Here is a 17,997-nt window from a genome sequence, read left to right as displayed (position 1 = left end):
GACAATCAAATAGCTATTTTTTTGATAAAAGCTCAGAATTCGCTTTTTACAAACTATTGACATTTGGAATTTATATATTTAATTAATATATTTTTTTCTTAAAAGATAAAATTTCTCATATAAAGTTATATCTTATAAAGATAGTATATAATCACGTAAAAATTTAAATAATACAAAAAATAATAAGGAGTAATCTTGGCTAAAGAAGCTGGAGTAGTAAAATTCATTAGTGGCAAGGCGGTCGCTATCGATCAAAACGGAAATGAGAGAGAGCTAAAAGTAGGTGACATCCTTTATATGGGAGAGAGCATCAAGACAAGTGATGCCGCTGATAAAATAACAATCGTTTCAAATAATGGAAAAGAGATTACGATCGTAGGCAATGATACACTTGCTTTAAATCAAAGTACTATAGGCGCGGAAGGTTTGGCAGATGTTAGTGATTTGCAAAATGCTATTTTAAATGGTGGAGATTTAACAAAACTTGAAGAGACCGCAGCTGGTGGAAATACTGCTGCTGGTGGTGGAGATGGCGTTAGCCTAGGTGATGCTAAATTTGCTGAGGGTGGTCACTACTCAAACATTAATGCAACATATAGAAATTTAAGTGATACAAATAGAGCTTTTGCATCATACGATAGCCCAATAAGCGGATACAATGGCGGAGATGATACTATAATCCCAAGCAATCCTCTTGTAACTTTTATAAGCGATCTTAATAACGATGGTACTTTAAGCAGGGTTGAGCATGCACGTGATACAAATTTAAATACATCAAAAGTTCTTATTACAATTCCAAATGATGGCACAGTAAGGGCTGGAGATATACTAAATATCACTATAACTAAGCCAGATGGTAATACTGAAAATAAAACAATTCCTATCACTCCAACTATCATAAGCAATGGTTATCAGTTTGATGCTCCAATACAGACTGGTAAAATTTCAAAAGTTGATGCAACTATTACAAATTTTCAAGGAAATGTTAGTGGCAGAAGTGAAGATAGCGTAACTTCAAGTGGCTTTAGTGCTCCAGAAGTTAAATTTACAGAAGATAACAGCCCTGATAATAATCTATTAACATATACTGAAAATGCCAAAGATGGCAAATTAAATGAAACTCCAGTACTTATAACTGTAAAAGATGTGATTGTCGGAGATGTGCTTCACATGACTTTAACAAAGCCTGATGGTACAACCGAGGTTAGAAATGTATCTATTGATCAAAACATAATAGATAATGGATATAAGATAGATAATATGCCAGTTGAGCACGATAAGCTTTCAAAAGTAGAAGCTTACGTAGCAGATAGCACAAACACGATGAGAAGTGCAACTGCAAGCGACTCTACTACTCTTGATGTAAAACCGACTTTGACATTTACAGAAGATCAAGACAACAATGGCTATTTATATGATCCAGAAAATAGTCAAGACAATAACTTTAGAAGCACGACAGTAGAGATAACTTTACCAAAAGATGTGGTTGTTGGTGATAAGATTGTCATAACTTATACTGATCCATTACATCCATCTCAAAATTTAGAAAAATCTATCACTCTTACACAAGAGATGATTGATAATCAAAAAGTAAATACATCTCTTCCAATATTTCCAGATGTAAGAACATCTGCTAGTGCTCATGTAGTGGATAAAGATGGTAATGTAAAAAGTGAAAATTCAGATCAAGATACTGTATTGCCTGTAGGTAGAAATTTGTCGATGACACTACCAGAAGAAAAGACTCTTAATGAGCTTTTAAGACAAGAGAGTACTTTAGATAATGAAGTAAATAAAACTACAGCAAAGATTACTCTGCCAAATAAGATCGATGATGGTGATAAGCTTACGCTAACTATTACTGGACCTGATCCTGTTGACCCTGTAAATAATCCTTCTAAAACTTATACAAGAGAATTTACTATACATATGGATAGTAAAGGTGCTGTGACTAGTGTAACAGAGAATGGAACTTCTAATGTTTTAACACCGATAAAATCAGGTGATAATCAATATATCATCAATGTTTCTGGTATCCAACTAAAGCATGGAGAAGATACGACCATTAAGGCTAAAATCACACATGTAAATCCAGACAGGCATACATCTATAAGTGAGCCAACAGTATCAGCTAGTTTAGAGCATGTAAAAAAACCTGAAGTTACATTTGACGAAGCTAAGGGTGCCAAGAGCATGAGTAGAGAGCAGGCTATGAGTGATAACGATCTTAATAGCACAACAGTCACTATAAAGCTTCCTAAAAATGCGGTAAATGGTGATAAATTAACTGTAACTATAAATGAGCCAAATGAATCTCCTAGGACCAAACATTATACAATTGAAAAAGATGCTAATGGTAATCTAACTGCTATAAAAAACGATGACGATCCAAGTGATGTAGTAAGTATAAAAAATGGTAACAGCTTTGAAATTCCTGGCATTAAAACTACAACTGGCTTAGAAACAAAGGTAAGAGCTGAGATAAAAGATAAAGATGGCATCCAACATGCAGATGAAACAAGTACTGTTTCTATTTCTAATATAAACGATACGGCAGTATTTTTCAAAGAAGATGGTGATGGTAATGTGTCTCTAACAAGATCTGAGAGCAAAGATGGCACAGATCACGATCTGCATAAAACTACGATAGTGGTAAAAGTGCCAAACAATGTTATGGCCGGCGACATAGTAAATGTAACTGTAAATAACGGCAATAAGCAAGAGAATATAGTATATAAAGTTGATGGTAGAGACCCAACTGGTAATATCATACTAAAAGATGCAAATGGTAACGAAGTGATCACTAATAATAGTAATCAGGTAGAAATTCCTGGCATAGATATCGTACCAGGCAAAACCATAACTGTAACAACAAAAACTACGGACGCAGATGGTAACGGTAAAGCTGAGGCTGAAAATCACAACATCCTTGAAACGCTTAATGATGATATGAGAATCACTTTTGAAGAAGATACTGACAATGATGGCATCTTATATAATGCTGAAGCAAATCGTGATCACAGTGAAAACACCACAACAGCAATCATCAAGCTTCCTTCTAATTTTGTTATAGGCGATAAATTGGTAATAGAAATTACCGACAAAAATACTGGTGCTAAAGTAGAAAAAACATATGAAATCACTACTGGTGCTAACAATAATCTAGTAGTTAAAAATGGTAGCGAAGAGCTAAATATCACTAGTGACAATAACGGTAATAAAGTAGTTAACTATACGCTTGGTTTGATAGAAGATCATACTACTATTGTTAATGCCAAAGTTGTTGACAGTATGGGTGCCGATAAGGTAGAGACAACTAGTGATATTACGCTTGATGCTCAAGGTAGCGGCTCTGGAACAGGCTTTAGGCTATTTATTGATGAGGATAAAGATAGAAACGGAGTTCTAAGTAGAGATGAAGCTATGAAGGATGGAAAATTAAATACCACTTCGGCGACACTTCAAATCCCAACTACTGTAAATAGTGGTGATGTTATAAAAGTCAAGGTAAATGGCGGGGCAGAGAAAACTTATACCGTTGCTTCAAATGATGGTACAAACGTTACCATAAAAGATGCAGGTGGCAGCCTTGTCGCACTTGAGCCAGGAAATAAACTAAAAATTTCTAATGTTCATATAGATAAAGATCATCCAGCAGTGGTTGAAGCTACTATAAATGGAGTAACAAAGACAGCTAAAGCTACATTAGAATCAGTAGATACTAAAAATTTAAAGATTGAATTTGTTGAAGATAATGCAAGTAGAGACAATGTAATAGACAGAGATGAAGCTATTTTGGACAATGATATAAAAAAGACAATTATAAGCGTTCAGGTGCCACATAATGTCACAAATGGCGATAAGGTAGCAGTAACAATAAAAGAACCTCAAGCTAATGGCACAACAGGGTCTAGAACCATAACTTATACAGTGTCAAAAACTGCTAATGGTAAAATTTCATTAACAGATGATAGTGATACTACTCATACTCCACATGAACTAGAAAATAACACTATAAAAATTCCTGGCGTTGCTATGCTTCCGGGTCGTGAAACTAGTGCAGTAGCTACTATAACAAATGGTGCTGAGACTACAACTAGCAGCGAAGCAAAAGCTAAACTTGCACCTTTAAGTGAAGCGGGATTAAGTGTAAGTATAGTTGCTGACAAAAATGACAATGGCATTATCTCAAGAGATGAGTCAGGTAGCAATGCTTCAAAAGTAAATGTTACTATTCCAAAAAATGTTGTAGTTGGCGACAAGATAGATATTGAGATAACAAATCCTGATAGCACCAATGTGATTAAGAACTACGAAGTAGTAGGTAAAGATGTAAACGGCAATATCACTTTAAAAGATTTGGCTAATAATTCTCAACGCACATTAAGTAGAGACCAGTTGCTTGATTTTAATGCTAAAATCGCAGTTGGTGCTGAGGCTGAGACAAAGGCTAAAGTAACACTAACTGATACTTTTGGTGAAAGTGTAAGTGTAGAAGATAGTGTACATGCCCAGATGGATGCTATAAGAGGTATTAAGTTTAATAAAGATATAACCACCTTAGAAAATGGCGAAAAGACTACTACGGTCAGAGTTTATCTAAATGAAGATGCTAGGGAAGACGATACAGTAGAGTTTAAATATACTGATCCACACCACACACAAACTAAAACCGGATTTCACACATTAACAGGTAGTGATATAGCCAACAGAACATTTGATCAAGCACTTGATATCAATGCTAGATCGGCTTATGATTTGGAAGTAAAAGCTACGCTTAAGACTCCTGGTGGTTTAGAGTCTAAGTCTTATGAGCCTCATGAATCTGATAAATTTCATATAGATGTTAAAGACTATATAGTTAAATTTGACGCAAGTAAAGATATGAAAGGTGGTAAAGGTCATGATACTTTGGTATTTGATAAACAAATAGTTGATCTTAGAGGCATTAATGATCTTAATTCAAAAGTGGAAAGCTTTGAAAATCTTGAGCTTAAAGGCGGCTCTGAGATAAAATTTGATGCAAAAGCTATCTTTGACATCACTGATAATCTTAACACCATTCTTAAGATCAAGGGCGATGCAACTAACAAAGTTGATATCAATGGTAAATGGAAAGAAGATACTTTAGTGCATGCTGATACTGGCTTTAAAGGCTACTCAAGCATAGATCAGGTAAATGGTAAAACTATCCACATCCAAATAGAAGACAAGATCCAAACCGATCTTTAATCCCCAAAATGAGTGCGTAAATTCGCACTCATTCCAAACTCAAACTCACATTATTTTTTAAGTCTTGTTTTACTAATATTTGCTCCTTAAAGGAGAAAATATGAAAAATTTAATAGCCGTTATTATAGTTATTGCTGCACTTGCTTTTGGTGCTTTTAAGTATATAAATTCATTTGTTGCGCTTGATGAAAATGTAAATGCAAAGTGGTCACAGGTGTTAAATCAATATAAAAGAAGAGCCGAGCTTGTACCAAATTTGGTTGAAACTGTAAAAGGCTACGCAGCCCATGAGCAAAAAATTTTTGAAGATGTGGCAAATGCTAGAAGCAAGAGCATGCAAGTAAGCGTTGATGCAAGTGGTCTTAGCGATGAAGCTAAGATGAAAGAATTTATGACAGCACAAAGCTCATTTGGCTTGGCACTTGGCAGGCTTATGGCAGTTAGTGAGAACTACCCAGAGCTAAAAGCAAATCAAAATTTCTTATCTCTTCAGAGTCAGCTTGAAGGTACGCAAAACCGCATAAGCGTAGCAATGCATGATTATATCGAAGCTGTAAAAGAGTATAACGTAGCCCTTAGAAGCTTTCCAAATAAATTTATAGCAAGTACTTTTTATCCTGAGCTAAAGCCAAAACAAAATCTTGAAATAAGTAACGAAGAGAAGATAAATCCAAAAGTTTCATTTGAGAAATGATGAAGAAAATTTTTGCTCTTTTATTTTTTACATTTTGCTTTTGTTTTGCCATAAATTTTAACGAGCAGATAAATGACGAGGCTCAAATTTTCTCTAAAAATGAGAAAGCTGAGCTTTTAAGCTTGGTGCAAAATTACGAGCAAAATAGCACGACACAAATTGCTATCGTGACGCTTAAATCACTAGAAAATAAAAGCATAGAAGATATCTCTCTTGAGGTAGCTAGAGGCTACAAGCTGGGACAAAAGCAAAGCAGTAATGGAGTGCTTTTAATAATCGCTCCAAACGAGAGAAAAGTACGTATAGAAGTTGGCTATGGACTCGAAGGTATGCTAACTGACGCTATATCAAGCCAGATCATAAATGATGTGATAGTGCCTAAATTTAAGCAAGGTGATATGGGCGGTGGCGTGATAGAGGGCATAAGAGCCATCATAAAAGTGGCTAGTGGCGAAGAATTTGAAAGCGAGAGTGATGATGAAGAGACACCGTTTGGAATAGTTGCCTTTTTTGCTGGCATGATCTCGTGTTTTGTCTCTGGCTTTTTAGGTAAATTTTTTATGCGAATTGGCTTTAGTGCATGTTTTGCAGGGCTGATATCTACGGTATTTGAGCAATTTTTTGGCGTGCAAAATTACTTCATTGTCTTTGCCATTGTGTTTGTAATATTTTTTATTATTTTAAAAAATGCCTTTAAAAAAAATACTCAAGGCAAAAATACACACAGTGACTTTAGGCGCGATAGATCAGACTCAAATAGCAGTGGTAGCGGCCATTCAAGCAGTTCAAGAGGTGGTGGCTTTAGTGGCGGCGGAGGCGGTTTTGGCGGAGGCGGAGCAAGTGGCAGCTGGTAAAATCACATCAAAGATTAGCTTGTAAAGCTCAAACCCTTTAAAATATATAAAAATTTAGGAGCAAAGATGCTAGCTGGCGAGCTACTTAAAAGCCATTTTGCTAAATTTGATCTGGTGGCGGTGCTTAGTAAATTTTTAGAGCAAAGTCATTTTGATAAAGAAAAATTTGATCTACTTAAACAAAATAACTTTAAAAATTTAGATAAAAATATAAAGCAAGAGATAGTTGAGGCTGCTGGTTTTAAAGAGTTTTTTGATAAGAAATTTCAGAGCTTTTTATGCGAGATTATGCAAAGTAAAGTTTTGATTGTTTCTGGCAAAGAGTATAAATTTAGCGAGCTTGAAATTTATACTTGTTTTGACGCAAATACCTACAAAAGGCAGTGTGAGGCAGGAGAGATTTACTTTCACAACTTTGGCTTTGATATATCTTTTAAAAGCGAGCCATCGCTTTATGGTGGCATTTTAGTAAGAAGCCTAAAGCCCTTAAACGGGCAAAATTTTATCTTTGGGCCAAGAAAATGTGCCTTGCATATCTTAAATGGCAAAATAAATAATTTAAATTTTGATCTAAAAGAGGCTGATCTTAGAAAAGATAAGATTACTTTTACGCCACGTATTAGATCATTTAGTGATAAAAATCAGCAAGAAAATGATCGCCTTAGAGCATTTACTGCTGAGTTTGAAAAAGCCTTAGAATTTGATGAAAATTATAAAAAGAGATTAAATGCCTATAAAAAGGGGTGAAATTCGTCTTTTTATCAGCTTTTGCGGTGATAAATTTAGCCCAAAAATGCTAGATAAAAAAGATTGCAGAAGAGTAAAAAAATACCCAAATTTAATAAAACAAAACTCATTTAAAATATCTCGCTACTTAAAATTTAAAGCAAAGATGCGAGGCAAAATCTGTCTTTCTCATAAAGAAAATATCGCAGTTTTAGCCATTTCAAAAGAAAAGATCGGAGTCGATGTAGAAGAGCTAAAAGAACGAAATTTTAACTCAGTAGCTAGCTTTTGCTTTACAAAAGATGAGAGCAAAAATTTGGCAAATGCAAAAGATAAAACTCAAAAATTTTATGAAATTTATACTGCAAAAGAGGCGATTTTAAAGCTTAAAAATTTATCGTTTAGCGATCTTGGTACTACCAGCTACGATGAAATGGCAAAAAAATACTTAATTATTAATAATTCATTTATTATTTGCCTTGCATTTAAGCAATGCAAAGATATAATTATTAAACTTTTGTAATTTTTAACATTAAAAGGTAAAGATTGCTTATAAAAAAAATGGTCATAATCATTGCTATTTCGCTTTTTGCTCTTGGATGTGCAAAGAAATTTGATACGCCACATATGGCAGATTTTGACTTGAAAACATTTAAGGTAAGCTCATCAAAAGGTCTACTTTTGCTTTATGTGCAAAATAGCGAGAAAGAGTATAAATTTAGCCTTGTAAATGCACTTGGCGCGCCAGAAGCTAGGCGAATTTTAAAAGAAGGTAGCTTTAAAAATTTAGGTTTTTTGCCACCAAATAGTGCCTACAATGAACTTTTTATAAAAGTGCTAGAGATGATAAAAGATGAAAAAAGCGAGCAAAAATTTATGATAGATGATCAATATTATGAGGTAGAAAGTGTTGATCTACGTTAGCAAACCAGCCATTATTAGTGCCGCAGGGAGCAGCAGTAATGAGAATTTGAGCTCGCTTTTAAGTGGAAAAAGATTTTTGAGCTTAAGCAGTGAGTTTCATCCTGAGAATAAATTTTTAGTAGCGAAATTTGATAAGGCACTGCCAGAGTTTACCAAGAATACAAAAGAGCACTTTAAAACAAGAACCAATGCTTTGCTTCTAAACACGCTTCTTGAGCTTGACGATGAGATAAAAAAGGCTATCAAAAAATTTGGCAAAAGCCGTGTAGGTGTTATTTTAGGCACTACAACGAGTGGAATTGAAGAAAATTTTTGGACTTTTAAAGAGTATATAAAAACTGAAATTTTTGATAAAAGTAAGTTTGGTATAGACAGAAACTGTCTTGCAAATGTGACCGAATTTGTGAGCGAATTTTATGGATTAGAAGGTCCAAGTTTTTGCGTTTCAACTGCCTGTACTTCTGGTGTTAAGGCGATTATTGAGGCACAAAGACTAATAAAAAGCGATATTTGCGATGCGGTTATATGCGGCGGCGTAGATAGTTTAAACACCTTAACCATAAATGGCTTTAACTCACTTAGCATTTTAAGTCAAAAACCAAGCCAACCCTTTTCTAAAAACAGAGAGGGCATAAACATAGGCGAGGGAGCTGGGCTGTTTTTGCTGAGCCGTGATGAAATTTCAAACGTCGTGGTCGCTGGCTCAGCTTCAAACTGCGACGCTTTTCATATGACTCAGCCTGATTTTAATGCCAAAATGGCAATTTGTTGTATAGAAGAAGCTTTAAAAAAAGCTGGCATGGACGGCGTGGATTATGTAAATTTACATGGCACCGGCACGCAAGCAAATGACAAAATGGAGGCAAAAGCTGTAAATTTAACGCTTGGCTCCGCATATGCTAGCTCGTTAAAGCCGCAGATCGGACATACACTAGGCGCTGCTGGAGCAATAGAAAGCGCCATTTGCACCATGCTTTGCATGGGGGAAAATAGCGTCTTGCCACCACACGTTTATGACGGGGCATATGACGAGAGTTTGGAAACTATAAATTTAGTAAAAAGTGGCACGAAATTTGACGTTAAGGCGGCGATGTCACTATCTTTTGCATTTGGCGGAGATAACGCCGCAATAATATTTAAAAGAGTGAGATGATGATAAGTGATTATTTGCCGCACAGCAGCGCCATAACTCTGATCGATGAAATTTTAGAATTTACACCTTGTGAGAGTATCAAAGTAAGAAGCGTGATAAATGAGCAAACTCCATTTTTGGAAGATGGGAAATTTTATATGCAAAAGGCGATTGAAATGATGGCTCAAAGCCTAGGGATCTACGACTCAAAGATGCGTGAGTTAAGGGGTGAGAAGGCGATATTTGGCTTTTTGCTTGGAAGTAGGAAATTTGAAATTTTTAGGCCTTATTTTAAAGTGGGCGATGAGATAGTGATCATCTCAAACTGCTCGATTCAAGACGAGAGTGGTTTTGGCGTTTATGATAGTGAGCTTTTTGTAAATGACGAGCTTGGCGCAAGGGCGGTTTTAAATGTGATGAGCCCTGATGAAGAATTTGTAAAAAAGGCACTTAGTGAGTAAGAGAGTATTGATAACTGGATCAAGTAGAGGCATAGGAGCTAGCATCGCTAAACGCCTTGCCGATGAGTATGAAGTGGTACTTCACGCAAGAAGCAAGAGCGATGAGCTTTTAAAGATAGCTAGTGAGCTTGGGGCTAAATTTTTGATATTTGACGTGACTGATACTGCTGCGGCTAAAGAGGCCATAGAGGCTGACATGGAGGCAAATGGCGTCTATTACGGCGTTATTTTAAACGCTGGCATAACAAGGGATAATACCTTTGTGGGGCTAAGCGACGAAGAGTGGTTTGACGTAATAGATGTAAATTTAAATGGCTTTTATAACGTGCTAAGACCAGCGCTAATGCCCATGATAAGGGCTAGAAAGCCAGCTAGAATAGTAACACTAAGCTCTGTTTCAGGGGTTATTGGCAACAGAGGTCAGGTGAACTACTCAGCTAGCAAAGCTGGCATCATAGGAGCTAGCAAAGCCCTTGCAGTCGAGCTTGCAAGTAGAGGCATAACAGTAAACTGCGTAGCTCCAGGGCTTATAAAGACAGATATGAGCGAAGAAATTTTAAATAGCGATTTCTTGGGCGAAGTGCTAAAGGCCATACCTGCAAAAAGAGCTGGAGAAGCAGATGAGGTGGCAGGGCTGGTTAAATTTTTACTAAGCGACGAGGCTAGCTACATCACAAGACAGGTGATCGGCGTAAATGGAGGACTTTGCTAATGCGTGTATTTGTCACAGGTATCGGCGCAGTCAGTGCTTTTGGCAACAGCTGGGAGGAGATGAGGGCTAAATTTCTTGAGGGTAAAAATGCCGTGAGATATATGAGCGAGTGGGAGGGCTATAAGGACCTAAACACACGTCTAGCAGCACCTATCATAGACTACAAACACCCACAGGAGTGGGACAGAAAACAGCTAAGAAGCCTTGGTAAGGTCTCGTGTTATAGCGTACATGCGGCCGGACTTGCTTTAAAAGACGCTGGTTTGCTAAATGGAGAAGAGTTGCAAGCTGCAAATTTAGACCCAAGTGTGCAAGATGGCAGGATGGGTGTAGCAAGCGGTTCAAGCACTGGCAGTACAGACTCTATCCTTGACATGGCAAAGCTAGTTTTGGACATGGATAGTGGCTTTAATGCAAATACCTATATAAAAATGATGCCTCACACTACAGCGGCAAATATCGCGCTATTTTACTCGCTAAAAGGGCGCATCATCCCTACATCTTCGGCATGCACAAGCGGTTCGCACGCCATTGGCTACGCATACGAGAGCATAAAAAATGACAGCATAGATATGATGCTAGCTGGCGGGGCTGAAGAGCTTTGCGTGAGCGAGGCATACGTCTTTGACAAGCTTTACGCAACTAGTGTAAAAAATAGCACACCAAATTTGAGCCCAACGCCGTTTGAAAAAGATAGGGATGGCTTGGTGCTTGGCGAGGGAGCTGGATTTTTAGTGCTTGAAAGTGAAGAGAGTGCATTAAAAAGAGGAGCTAAAATCTATGCTGAGGTCGTTGGTTTTGGCTCAACGTGTGACGGCACACACATCACAAGACCACAAAGCGCTACGATGAAAGCGGCGATGAGCCTAGCGCTTAGGGACGCAAATTTAGAGCCAAAAAGTATAGGCTACGTAAATGCTCATGCGACTGCGACAAAACATGGCGACATAGCCGAGAGTATCGCTACAAACGAGCTTTTTGGAGAGGATATCGCCATTAGCTCACTTAAAAGCTATCTTGGTCATACGCTTGGCGCTTGTGGCGGACTGGAGGCGATCGCTTCTATTATGATGATGAGAGAAGAGCTGTTTTTCCCAACTATAAATTTAAACGTGATCGATCCTGAGTGCGCAAAACTAAACTATTTAAAAGAGCCAGCTCCGATAAAAACGGACTTTGTTATGAGCAATAACTTTGCATTTGGCGGCGTAAATACATCTTTGATATTTAAAAGAGTTAAAAACATTTTTTAAAAAGGATAAATATGAAAAAATTAGTTTCATTAGTTGCCATTTTGGCATTTGCTACAAGTCTTAATGCAAGAGATGATGTGAAATATCACTCACTTGACTTCCTAAATGGCCCAAAAGCTAAAAATTTCTTACTTCCAAATGTAAGTATCAGCTTTGGCACAGGCTATAGTGGACAGGTAATTGTAAAAGACCTAACATCAAATAAAAAGACAAATGGTTTTAATAAAAGTGATGAAGAGGCATGCCAAATCGCACTTCTTTCAGCCTTAAAGACTTTCCAAGAAAGAGCATTAAAAGAAGGTGGCACTAAGGTTGTAAATCTAACTGGCTACTACAAAAAACAGCCATTTAACTCAAAAACTCAGTTTCAGTGCGGAAGTGGCGCTTTGATGTCTGGCGTTACTCTAAAAGGTGATATCGCGAAATAATGAAATTTCAAGTTGATTTTTTTGATGCGATAGCTTATGGCTATGTCGGCGAGGATCTGGCTAGATACAAAAAAGAATTTGATCTAGCAAAAATTCCACCAATTCAAAGAAGAAGGCTAAGTAGTGCTGCAAAGTGCGCTTTTAGCTTGCTTAGTGGTTTTGACGAGCTTAATATGCCAGTTATTTTTAGCTCATATGAAGGAGAGATAAATCGCTGCTTTGAGCTAGAGACTACGCTGGCAAAGGCTGAGCCTGTTTCGCCTACATCGTTTTCACTTTCGGTACATAATGCCATCTCGTCACTTCTTAGTATAGAAGCTAAAAATCACAATGAAATTCTTGCCATATCGTCATTTAGTCCAGTTGAAGATGCCTTGCAAGCGGCATTTTTAAGACTAAATGACGGATATGAAAAGGTGTTAATACTTGCCTATCATGAGTCGATAAAGCAGAGTTATTTTGATGAGAAAAAGCCGTCATTTATGCTCGCTCTTGTTGTCTCAAAGGCAAAAAATGAGAGAGTTTTAACTCTAAAAAGAGCTAAAAAAGAAAAAGAAATTTGCGGGAATTTATTAAAAAGCTTTATTGTAAATTTTGATCCAAAAATATCAAAAAGCTGGCAAAGTTGTAGTTATTCTTCATCTTGGGATTTTAGCTATGAGCCTTAAAATTTTAAGAACCGGATCTTTCTTTTTATTTTTTGCGATCATTTGTATAAGCGGAGATTTGCTGCTTGTACCAGTGGTGCTTTTGGGGCTAAATAAATTTAAATTTGTACAAAATTTATGCCGCGATCTAGTTAGAATTTCTTGGGGATTTTTTATAAAAGTTGCTAAAAATTGTGGGCGTTTGGACTATAAATTTGAGCTTAGCGAGCTAAATGGCGGATCAAATTTAGTCATAGCAAATCACCCTTCGCTTCTTGATGTGGTCTTTTTAGTTTCAAAATTTAAAAGAATAAACTGCATCGTAAAGGGCGAGCTTAGCAAAAATATATTTTTATTTGCGGCTATTAGGGCGTGCAACTACATACCAAACACAAATAACGAGGAATTTTTACAAAAAAGCGTAGAGGTTTTAAAAAGCGGTGAAAATTTATTGATTTTCCCAGAAGGAACACGTACGAAAGATGAAATTATTTTTCACAAGGCAGCAGCTTACATAGGTGTAAAAGGCGCTAAAAATATTGTATGTATTGGCATCAATATGCACCCAAGAAGCCTTAGAAAAAATGAACCGTGGTACAAAATACCAGATGAAAAGATAAAATATCATTTTAAAGAGATAAAAATTTTTGATGTTGATATATTTTTAAAAGATAGGCCAAGCCCCGTGAGGGCCAGGGCAATGCATGATGAGATAAGTAAAATTTATAAGGAGGAATTTGGTGAAAGAGCTAGTTAATGAGATAAAAGAGTTGATCATCACAAGCTTAAATTTAGAGGATATGAAGCCAAGCGATATTGATGAGAATGCGCCACTTTTTAATGATGGTCTTGGGCTTGATAGCGTCGATGCTTTAGAGCTTGGACTTGCGGTGCAGAAAAAATATGGCCTCGTGCTTGACTCAAAGAGTGCAAATCTAAAAGAGATATTTTTTAGCGTATCTTCTCTTGCAAAATACATTTACGAAAATAGGAAATAACGATGAGTGAAAAAGAAATTTTTGAAATTTTAAAGAAAGCCTTGATTGATCTTTTTGAGATAGATGAGAGCAAGATAAAGCCAGAGACTAGGATATATGAGGATTTGCAGATTGATAGCATCGACGCTATTGATATGATTGATTACATCAAACGTCAAACCGGACATAGGCTGATGCCAGAGGATTTTAAAAACGTAAAAACGCTTGATGATATCGTAAAAGCCGTAGCAAAGAAATTTGAAGCATAAAATAGTAAACCTAGCACTAGCTTTAGCAAGCATTGCTTACCCTTTAGTGCTATTTTTTTGGCAAGAAAACGCCACTTTGATATTTGGTGTTTTATGTGTGCTTTGGGTGCTTAGAGCCTATTTTGAAAGTGGCAGAAAAAGGCAGGCTTGCTTATTGGCTGGGGTGTTTTTTGCCATTTGTGCTATTTTTAGAAGCGTAAGTTTAGCACTTTTATATCCAAGTATCGTAAGCCTTGGCTTTTTGGCGGTCTTTTTTTACAGCTTAAAGGGCGAGGCTGTTATAACTAAAATCGCTAGATTAAAAGAGAAAAATATAGATGAAAAGGTCGTTAGCTACACAAGAGGGCTAACAAAAATTTGGTGCTTATTTTTTGTATTTAATGCGGTTTTAGCATTTATTTTATCGTGCTTTGAAAATAAATTTTATTGGAGTATTTACTGCTCCTTTGTTTCTTATATTTTGATGGGATTTTTGTTTTTTGGAGAAATTTTATATCGTAAAGTTTTTATTTTAAAGAGGAAAAATGGAGTTTGAAAATAGTCTAAAAGAGTTTAAATTTGTTGATATTGATAAAAATTTATACTCACAAGTTGGTATTTTTGGGGCAAATTTAAAAGAGTATGGCCTAAGTGAAGTAGAGATCTATCTAAGCGAAACCTTTGACTTTTGTGTAGCTTTTTTTGGAGCACTTGCAATCGGCGTGAGACCGATTTTGCTTACAAAGCCTATTTTTAGTAGTGATAAATTTAATATCAATGATGAAAATTTCAAGAATTTTTTGACTCCAGCTAGAAATATAGAGCCAAAATTTAATCTAAATTCTACTTTTTTTCTTCAAACTTCAGGCTCGACTGGAAAGAGCAAAAATATCCCAAAAAGACTTGGTGCGATGATAGAAGAAGGGCTATTTTTAAAAGAAGAACTTGGAGTTAATGAAAGTGATATATATTTTTCAAGCGTTTCACATCAGCATATGTTTGGCCTTACTTTTAAGGTATTTTTGCCCATCATCTCTGGTGCAAAGGCTGTTAGCAAGGAGCTAAATTACCCAGAGGCGATCTTTGAGCTTGATCTTTCAAAATTAAGCTTTGTAACAAGCCCAGTCCTACTTCAAACGCTAATTTCTAGCCCAAGAGCAGCTGAAATTTCAGGGCTAAAAAACATCATCTGTGCCGGCTCAGCCCTAAAGAGTGAGCTAAGAGCTAGCATAGCAAAACTAAGCAGCGCGCGCATCATCGATATTTATGGCAGCACCGAAACTGGTGTAGTGGCTAGAAATTTAGGCGAAGAGCTTTTGCTTTTTAGCAAGGTAAAAGCTGCTTTAAGCGAGGACGAGGCACTAAACGTGAGTTCGCCATGGTGTGAGTTTTTTCAGACTAGCGACTGGGCGCAGATAGATGGTAGCAGGCTCACGCTAAAGGGCAGGATCGATAGGATAGTCAAGCTAAATGACAAAAGGGTCAATCTAATAAGCATTGAAAATAAGATGCTTGAAAGCGGTCTTTTAAAAGACTGCTACTGCGATACGCATCCAAAATTTAAGCGCCTAGCCGCACTTTTAGAGCTTAGCCAAGAGGGTGTGAAGCTCTTTAGAAATAGCGGTAAAAAGGGCGTTGTAGCAAGGCTAAATGAGCTTTTAAGGCCTGAGTTTAAAAATAGTGTTAGGTATTTTAAAATCGTTAGCTCACTTTGTAAAAACGCGCAAGGGAAATTTCTAAAGGCAAATTTTAAAGAGCTTTTAGAAAAGAGTGAGGAGCTTTCTTGGGAGAAAAGTAGCGAGGAGGGCGTTTATAAATTTAAGACAAAGCTTAGCCTAGCACTTAGTATTTTTATGGAGCATTTTCCAAATTTACCACTGCTACCTGGTTTTGTGCAGCTTGATTTTGTATTTAAATTTGCAAGAGAGCTTGGCGCAGAAATAGGCGATCAGTGTGTGGTGGAAAATCTGAAATTTTTAAAGTTTGTAAGGCCAAATGACGAGCTTTGTATAGAAATTTCACAAAAAGATGGGAAGGTATATTTTGAGATATTTTGTAACGGTACTAGAAGTAGTATTGGTAGGATAAAGCTGGGCTTATGAAGACGCTCTTTCTCATACCATTTTACAACCATCCAGAGAAGATCAAAGCCCTTTGTGAGGCGCTTGCGGGTTATAATCTACATATTTTAATAGTTGATGACGGTTCAAACAAGGTTTCAAAAAAAGCCTTGGAAAATTTAAGCGAATTTGGTGTAGAAATTTTGACAAGAACCCAAAACGGCGGCAAGGGAGCTGCACTAAAAGATGGCTTTAGATACGCCCTACAAAATGGCTACACGCACGCATTTCAGATCGACGCTGACTTTCAGCATGACATAAGTGAAGTGGCTGAGTTTTTGGAGCTTAGCAAAAAGTATCCACATGATATGATAATGGCTGATCCGATTTACGGCGAGGATGCACCAAAGTCGAGGTTTTATGGTAGAAAGATCACAAATTTTTGGGTCAAGGTAAATACATTAAGCACCGACATAAAAGATGCGATGTGTGGCTTTAGAATTTATCCGCTAAAAGAGCTTGAGAGCACGATATCTCAAAGCAAGTCAAATAGGATGGAATTTGACATGGAAATCCTTGTAAATGCCGTAAGAGCAGGCATTAGACTAAGATGGATACCGCTAAAAGTAAGATATGAAAAAGGTGGAGTTTCTCACTTTAAAATGCTAAAAGATAACGTGCTAATAAGCCTCATGCATGCAAAATATTTTTTTAGTTTAGTGCCATTTTTGCTGAGCAAAGTCTTTAGGGGACAAAAATACGTATGGTGGCAAAAAGGCGAAAGATCAAATGAATTTTTCTTAAAGGTGAGCTTGTTTTTAACCAAGAATTTGCCTATTTTTCTTATAAAACCTATCGTTATGATCGTCGTTTGCTTTTATTATATTTTTTCAAAAATAGAGAGAAAAAATATAAGAGAATTTTTACAAAATGTAGAGAAATTTAGTGGCAAAAAGCCAGCTACTAGTGTTTTTAGAAATTTTTATGAATTTGGTATTGCGATTTGCGATAAATTTCGCATCTGGCAAAATGGTGTACTCGAAAATGAGCTAGATATTGACGAACTTATGTGGATAAAAGAAGAGTTTGAGGCATCAAAGCGTGGCAGAATTTTGCTAACAAGCCATCTAGGGAATGTAGAAATTTGCAAGACACTTTCGCTTAGATCGCCAAGTTTTCGTATGATCATCTTGGTTTATAGCAAGGGAAATGAAAATTTTTATAAAATTTTAGAGCAGATAAGTAAGGGGCAGATCAAGCTAATAAGCGTAGAAAACCTCGATGCAGCAGCTATGCTTGAGCTAAAAGAGGCGGTAGAAAATGGCGTAAATATCGGCATAATGGGCGATAGAACTCCGGTAAATGGCGATAAATTTGTTGAGGTTAGCTTTCTTGGCAAGATGGCTAAATTTAACTATGGCCCATACTTATTAGCTGGCATTTTGGGTGTAAAAATGAGCACGCTTTGGTGCGTAAAAAATGGTGATAAATTTAACATCGAGCTAAGCGACATCGCAGATGAGATAAAACTAGGTCGCGACCGCAAGGCAAGCGTCATGCCATACGTGCAAAGCTACGTAAAACAGCTTGAGGATCACGCTTGCAAGAACCCATCGCAGTGGTTTAACTTTTTTGATTTTTGGAGATAA

The 17,997-nt window shown here is 36.8% G+C and carries 18 protein-coding genes; all 18 read left to right on the top strand.

Going from position 1 to position 17,997, the window contains the following annotated elements:
* The first annotated feature begins 195 nt into the window (after window positions 1-195).
* The 18 genes from F3H01_RS05975 (at window position 196) to F3H01_RS05890 (ending at window position 17,997) form a co-directional block, all read left to right on the top strand.
* Entirely contained in the window at window positions 196-5,232 is a 5,037-nt protein-coding gene (locus F3H01_RS05975) for a retention module-containing protein (protein WP_149725176.1), read from the top strand.
* 100 nt (window positions 5,233-5,332) lie between these two features.
* Complete coding sequence (locus tag F3H01_RS05970; protein WP_084041690.1) at window positions 5,333-5,926, top strand: LemA family protein; 594 nt, start codon at window positions 5,333-5,335, stop codon at window positions 5,924-5,926.
* On the top strand, window positions 5,926-6,780 hold the full coding sequence (locus F3H01_RS05965; protein ID WP_188116358.1) for a TPM domain-containing protein: 855 nt from the start codon (window positions 5,926-5,928) through the stop codon (window positions 6,778-6,780). Before F3H01_RS05970 ends, F3H01_RS05965 begins: the two co-directional genes overlap by 1 nt.
* 66 nt (window positions 6,781-6,846) lie before the next feature.
* On the top strand, window positions 6,847-7,527 hold the full coding sequence (locus F3H01_RS05960) for an ABC transporter substrate-binding protein (RefSeq protein ID WP_103588875.1): 681 nt from the start codon (window positions 6,847-6,849) through the stop codon (window positions 7,525-7,527).
* Window positions 7,508-8,029 carry a 4'-phosphopantetheinyl transferase family protein gene (locus F3H01_RS05955; protein ID WP_149725174.1) on the top strand — a complete coding sequence of 174 codons (522 nt, stop codon included), beginning with the start codon at window positions 7,508-7,510 and terminating at the stop codon, window positions 8,027-8,029. The genes F3H01_RS05960 and F3H01_RS05955 overlap by 20 nt, the downstream gene beginning before the upstream one ends.
* A 23-nt stretch (window positions 8,030-8,052) precedes the next feature.
* Window positions 8,053-8,430, top strand: a complete 378-nt coding sequence (locus tag F3H01_RS05950; RefSeq protein WP_103588877.1) for a hypothetical protein — start codon at window positions 8,053-8,055, stop codon at window positions 8,428-8,430.
* Window positions 8,414-9,583 (top strand): beta-ketoacyl synthase N-terminal-like domain-containing protein, encoded by a 1,170-nt coding sequence (locus F3H01_RS05945; protein WP_223155382.1) that lies wholly within the window; start codon window positions 8,414-8,416, stop codon window positions 9,581-9,583. Before F3H01_RS05950 ends, F3H01_RS05945 begins: the two co-directional genes overlap by 17 nt.
* On the top strand, window positions 9,580-10,023 hold the full coding sequence (locus F3H01_RS05940) for a hotdog family protein (RefSeq protein ID WP_149725173.1): 444 nt from the start codon (window positions 9,580-9,582) through the stop codon (window positions 10,021-10,023). Before F3H01_RS05945 ends, F3H01_RS05940 begins: the two co-directional genes overlap by 4 nt.
* Window positions 10,016-10,735, top strand: coding sequence for a 3-oxoacyl-ACP reductase FabG (gene fabG, locus F3H01_RS05935; RefSeq protein WP_149725172.1), 720 nt, complete (start codon window positions 10,016-10,018; stop codon window positions 10,733-10,735). Before F3H01_RS05940 ends, fabG begins: the two co-directional genes overlap by 8 nt.
* Window positions 10,735-11,988 carry a beta-ketoacyl-ACP synthase gene (locus F3H01_RS05930; protein ID WP_149725171.1) on the top strand — a complete coding sequence of 418 codons (1,254 nt, stop codon included), beginning with the start codon at window positions 10,735-10,737 and terminating at the stop codon, window positions 11,986-11,988. The genes fabG and F3H01_RS05930 overlap by 1 nt, the downstream gene beginning before the upstream one ends.
* An 11-nt stretch (window positions 11,989-11,999) precedes the next feature.
* Window positions 12,000-12,416 carry a hypothetical protein gene (locus tag F3H01_RS05925; RefSeq protein WP_021090821.1) on the top strand — a complete coding sequence of 139 codons (417 nt, stop codon included), beginning with the start codon at window positions 12,000-12,002 and terminating at the stop codon, window positions 12,414-12,416.
* Entirely contained in the window at window positions 12,416-13,084 is a 669-nt protein-coding gene (locus F3H01_RS05920) for a beta-ketoacyl synthase chain length factor (protein ID WP_149725170.1), read from the top strand. The genes F3H01_RS05925 and F3H01_RS05920 overlap by 1 nt, the downstream gene beginning before the upstream one ends.
* Window positions 13,074-13,820 carry a lysophospholipid acyltransferase family protein gene (locus F3H01_RS05915; RefSeq protein WP_149725169.1) on the top strand — a complete coding sequence of 249 codons (747 nt, stop codon included), beginning with the start codon at window positions 13,074-13,076 and terminating at the stop codon, window positions 13,818-13,820. Before F3H01_RS05920 ends, F3H01_RS05915 begins: the two co-directional genes overlap by 11 nt.
* Window positions 13,804-14,061, top strand: a complete 258-nt coding sequence (locus F3H01_RS05910) for a phosphopantetheine-binding protein (protein WP_021090881.1) — start codon at window positions 13,804-13,806, stop codon at window positions 14,059-14,061. The genes F3H01_RS05915 and F3H01_RS05910 overlap by 17 nt, the downstream gene beginning before the upstream one ends.
* 2 nt (window positions 14,062-14,063) lie before the next feature.
* Complete coding sequence (locus F3H01_RS05905; RefSeq protein ID WP_021090641.1) at window positions 14,064-14,309, top strand: acyl carrier protein; 246 nt, start codon at window positions 14,064-14,066, stop codon at window positions 14,307-14,309.
* Entirely contained in the window at window positions 14,299-14,844 is a 546-nt protein-coding gene (locus F3H01_RS05900; protein ID WP_149714817.1) for a COG4648 family protein, read from the top strand. The genes F3H01_RS05905 and F3H01_RS05900 overlap by 11 nt, the downstream gene beginning before the upstream one ends.
* A complete protein-coding gene (locus F3H01_RS05895; RefSeq protein ID WP_149725168.1) occupies window positions 14,834-16,390 on the top strand; it encodes an AMP-binding protein in 1,557 nt (518 codons plus the stop codon). Before F3H01_RS05900 ends, F3H01_RS05895 begins: the two co-directional genes overlap by 11 nt.
* Entirely contained in the window at window positions 16,387-17,997 is a 1,611-nt protein-coding gene (locus F3H01_RS05890) for a glycosyltransferase family 2 protein (RefSeq protein ID WP_149725167.1), read from the top strand. Before F3H01_RS05895 ends, F3H01_RS05890 begins: the two co-directional genes overlap by 4 nt.

The organism is Campylobacter concisus (genome assembly GCF_902460875.1).
Classification (GTDB): Bacteria; Campylobacterota; Campylobacteria; order Campylobacterales; family Campylobacteraceae; genus Campylobacter_A; species Campylobacter_A concisus_AA.
Note: the sequence above shows the minus strand (reverse complement) of the source record. Positions and strands in the feature narration are given on the sequence as shown.

Coding starts and splice junctions, on each gene's coding strand:
- F3H01_RS05970 (WP_084041690.1), top strand. CDS start 5,333: ATGAAAAATTTAATAGCCGTTATTATAGTTATTGCTGCACTTGCTTTT.
- F3H01_RS05965 (WP_188116358.1), top strand. CDS start 5,926: ATGAAGAAAATTTTTGCTCTTTTATTTTTTACATTTTGCTTTTGTTTT.
- F3H01_RS05960 (WP_103588875.1), top strand. CDS start 6,847: ATGCTAGCTGGCGAGCTACTTAAAAGCCATTTTGCTAAATTTGATCTG.
- F3H01_RS05955 (WP_149725174.1), top strand. CDS start 7,508: ATGCCTATAAAAAGGGGTGAAATTCGTCTTTTTATCAGCTTTTGCGGT.
- F3H01_RS05940 (WP_149725173.1), top strand. CDS start 9,580: ATGATGATAAGTGATTATTTGCCGCACAGCAGCGCCATAACTCTGATC.
- F3H01_RS05930 (WP_149725171.1), top strand. CDS start 10,735: ATGCGTGTATTTGTCACAGGTATCGGCGCAGTCAGTGCTTTTGGCAAC.
- F3H01_RS05925 (WP_021090821.1), top strand. CDS start 12,000: ATGAAAAAATTAGTTTCATTAGTTGCCATTTTGGCATTTGCTACAAGT.
- F3H01_RS05920 (WP_149725170.1), top strand. CDS start 12,416: ATGAAATTTCAAGTTGATTTTTTTGATGCGATAGCTTATGGCTATGTC.
- F3H01_RS05915 (WP_149725169.1), top strand. CDS start 13,074: ATGAGCCTTAAAATTTTAAGAACCGGATCTTTCTTTTTATTTTTTGCG.
- F3H01_RS05905 (WP_021090641.1), top strand. CDS start 14,064: ATGAGTGAAAAAGAAATTTTTGAAATTTTAAAGAAAGCCTTGATTGAT.
- F3H01_RS05895 (WP_149725168.1), top strand. CDS start 14,834: ATGGAGTTTGAAAATAGTCTAAAAGAGTTTAAATTTGTTGATATTGAT.
- F3H01_RS05890 (WP_149725167.1), top strand. CDS start 16,387: ATGAAGACGCTCTTTCTCATACCATTTTACAACCATCCAGAGAAGATC.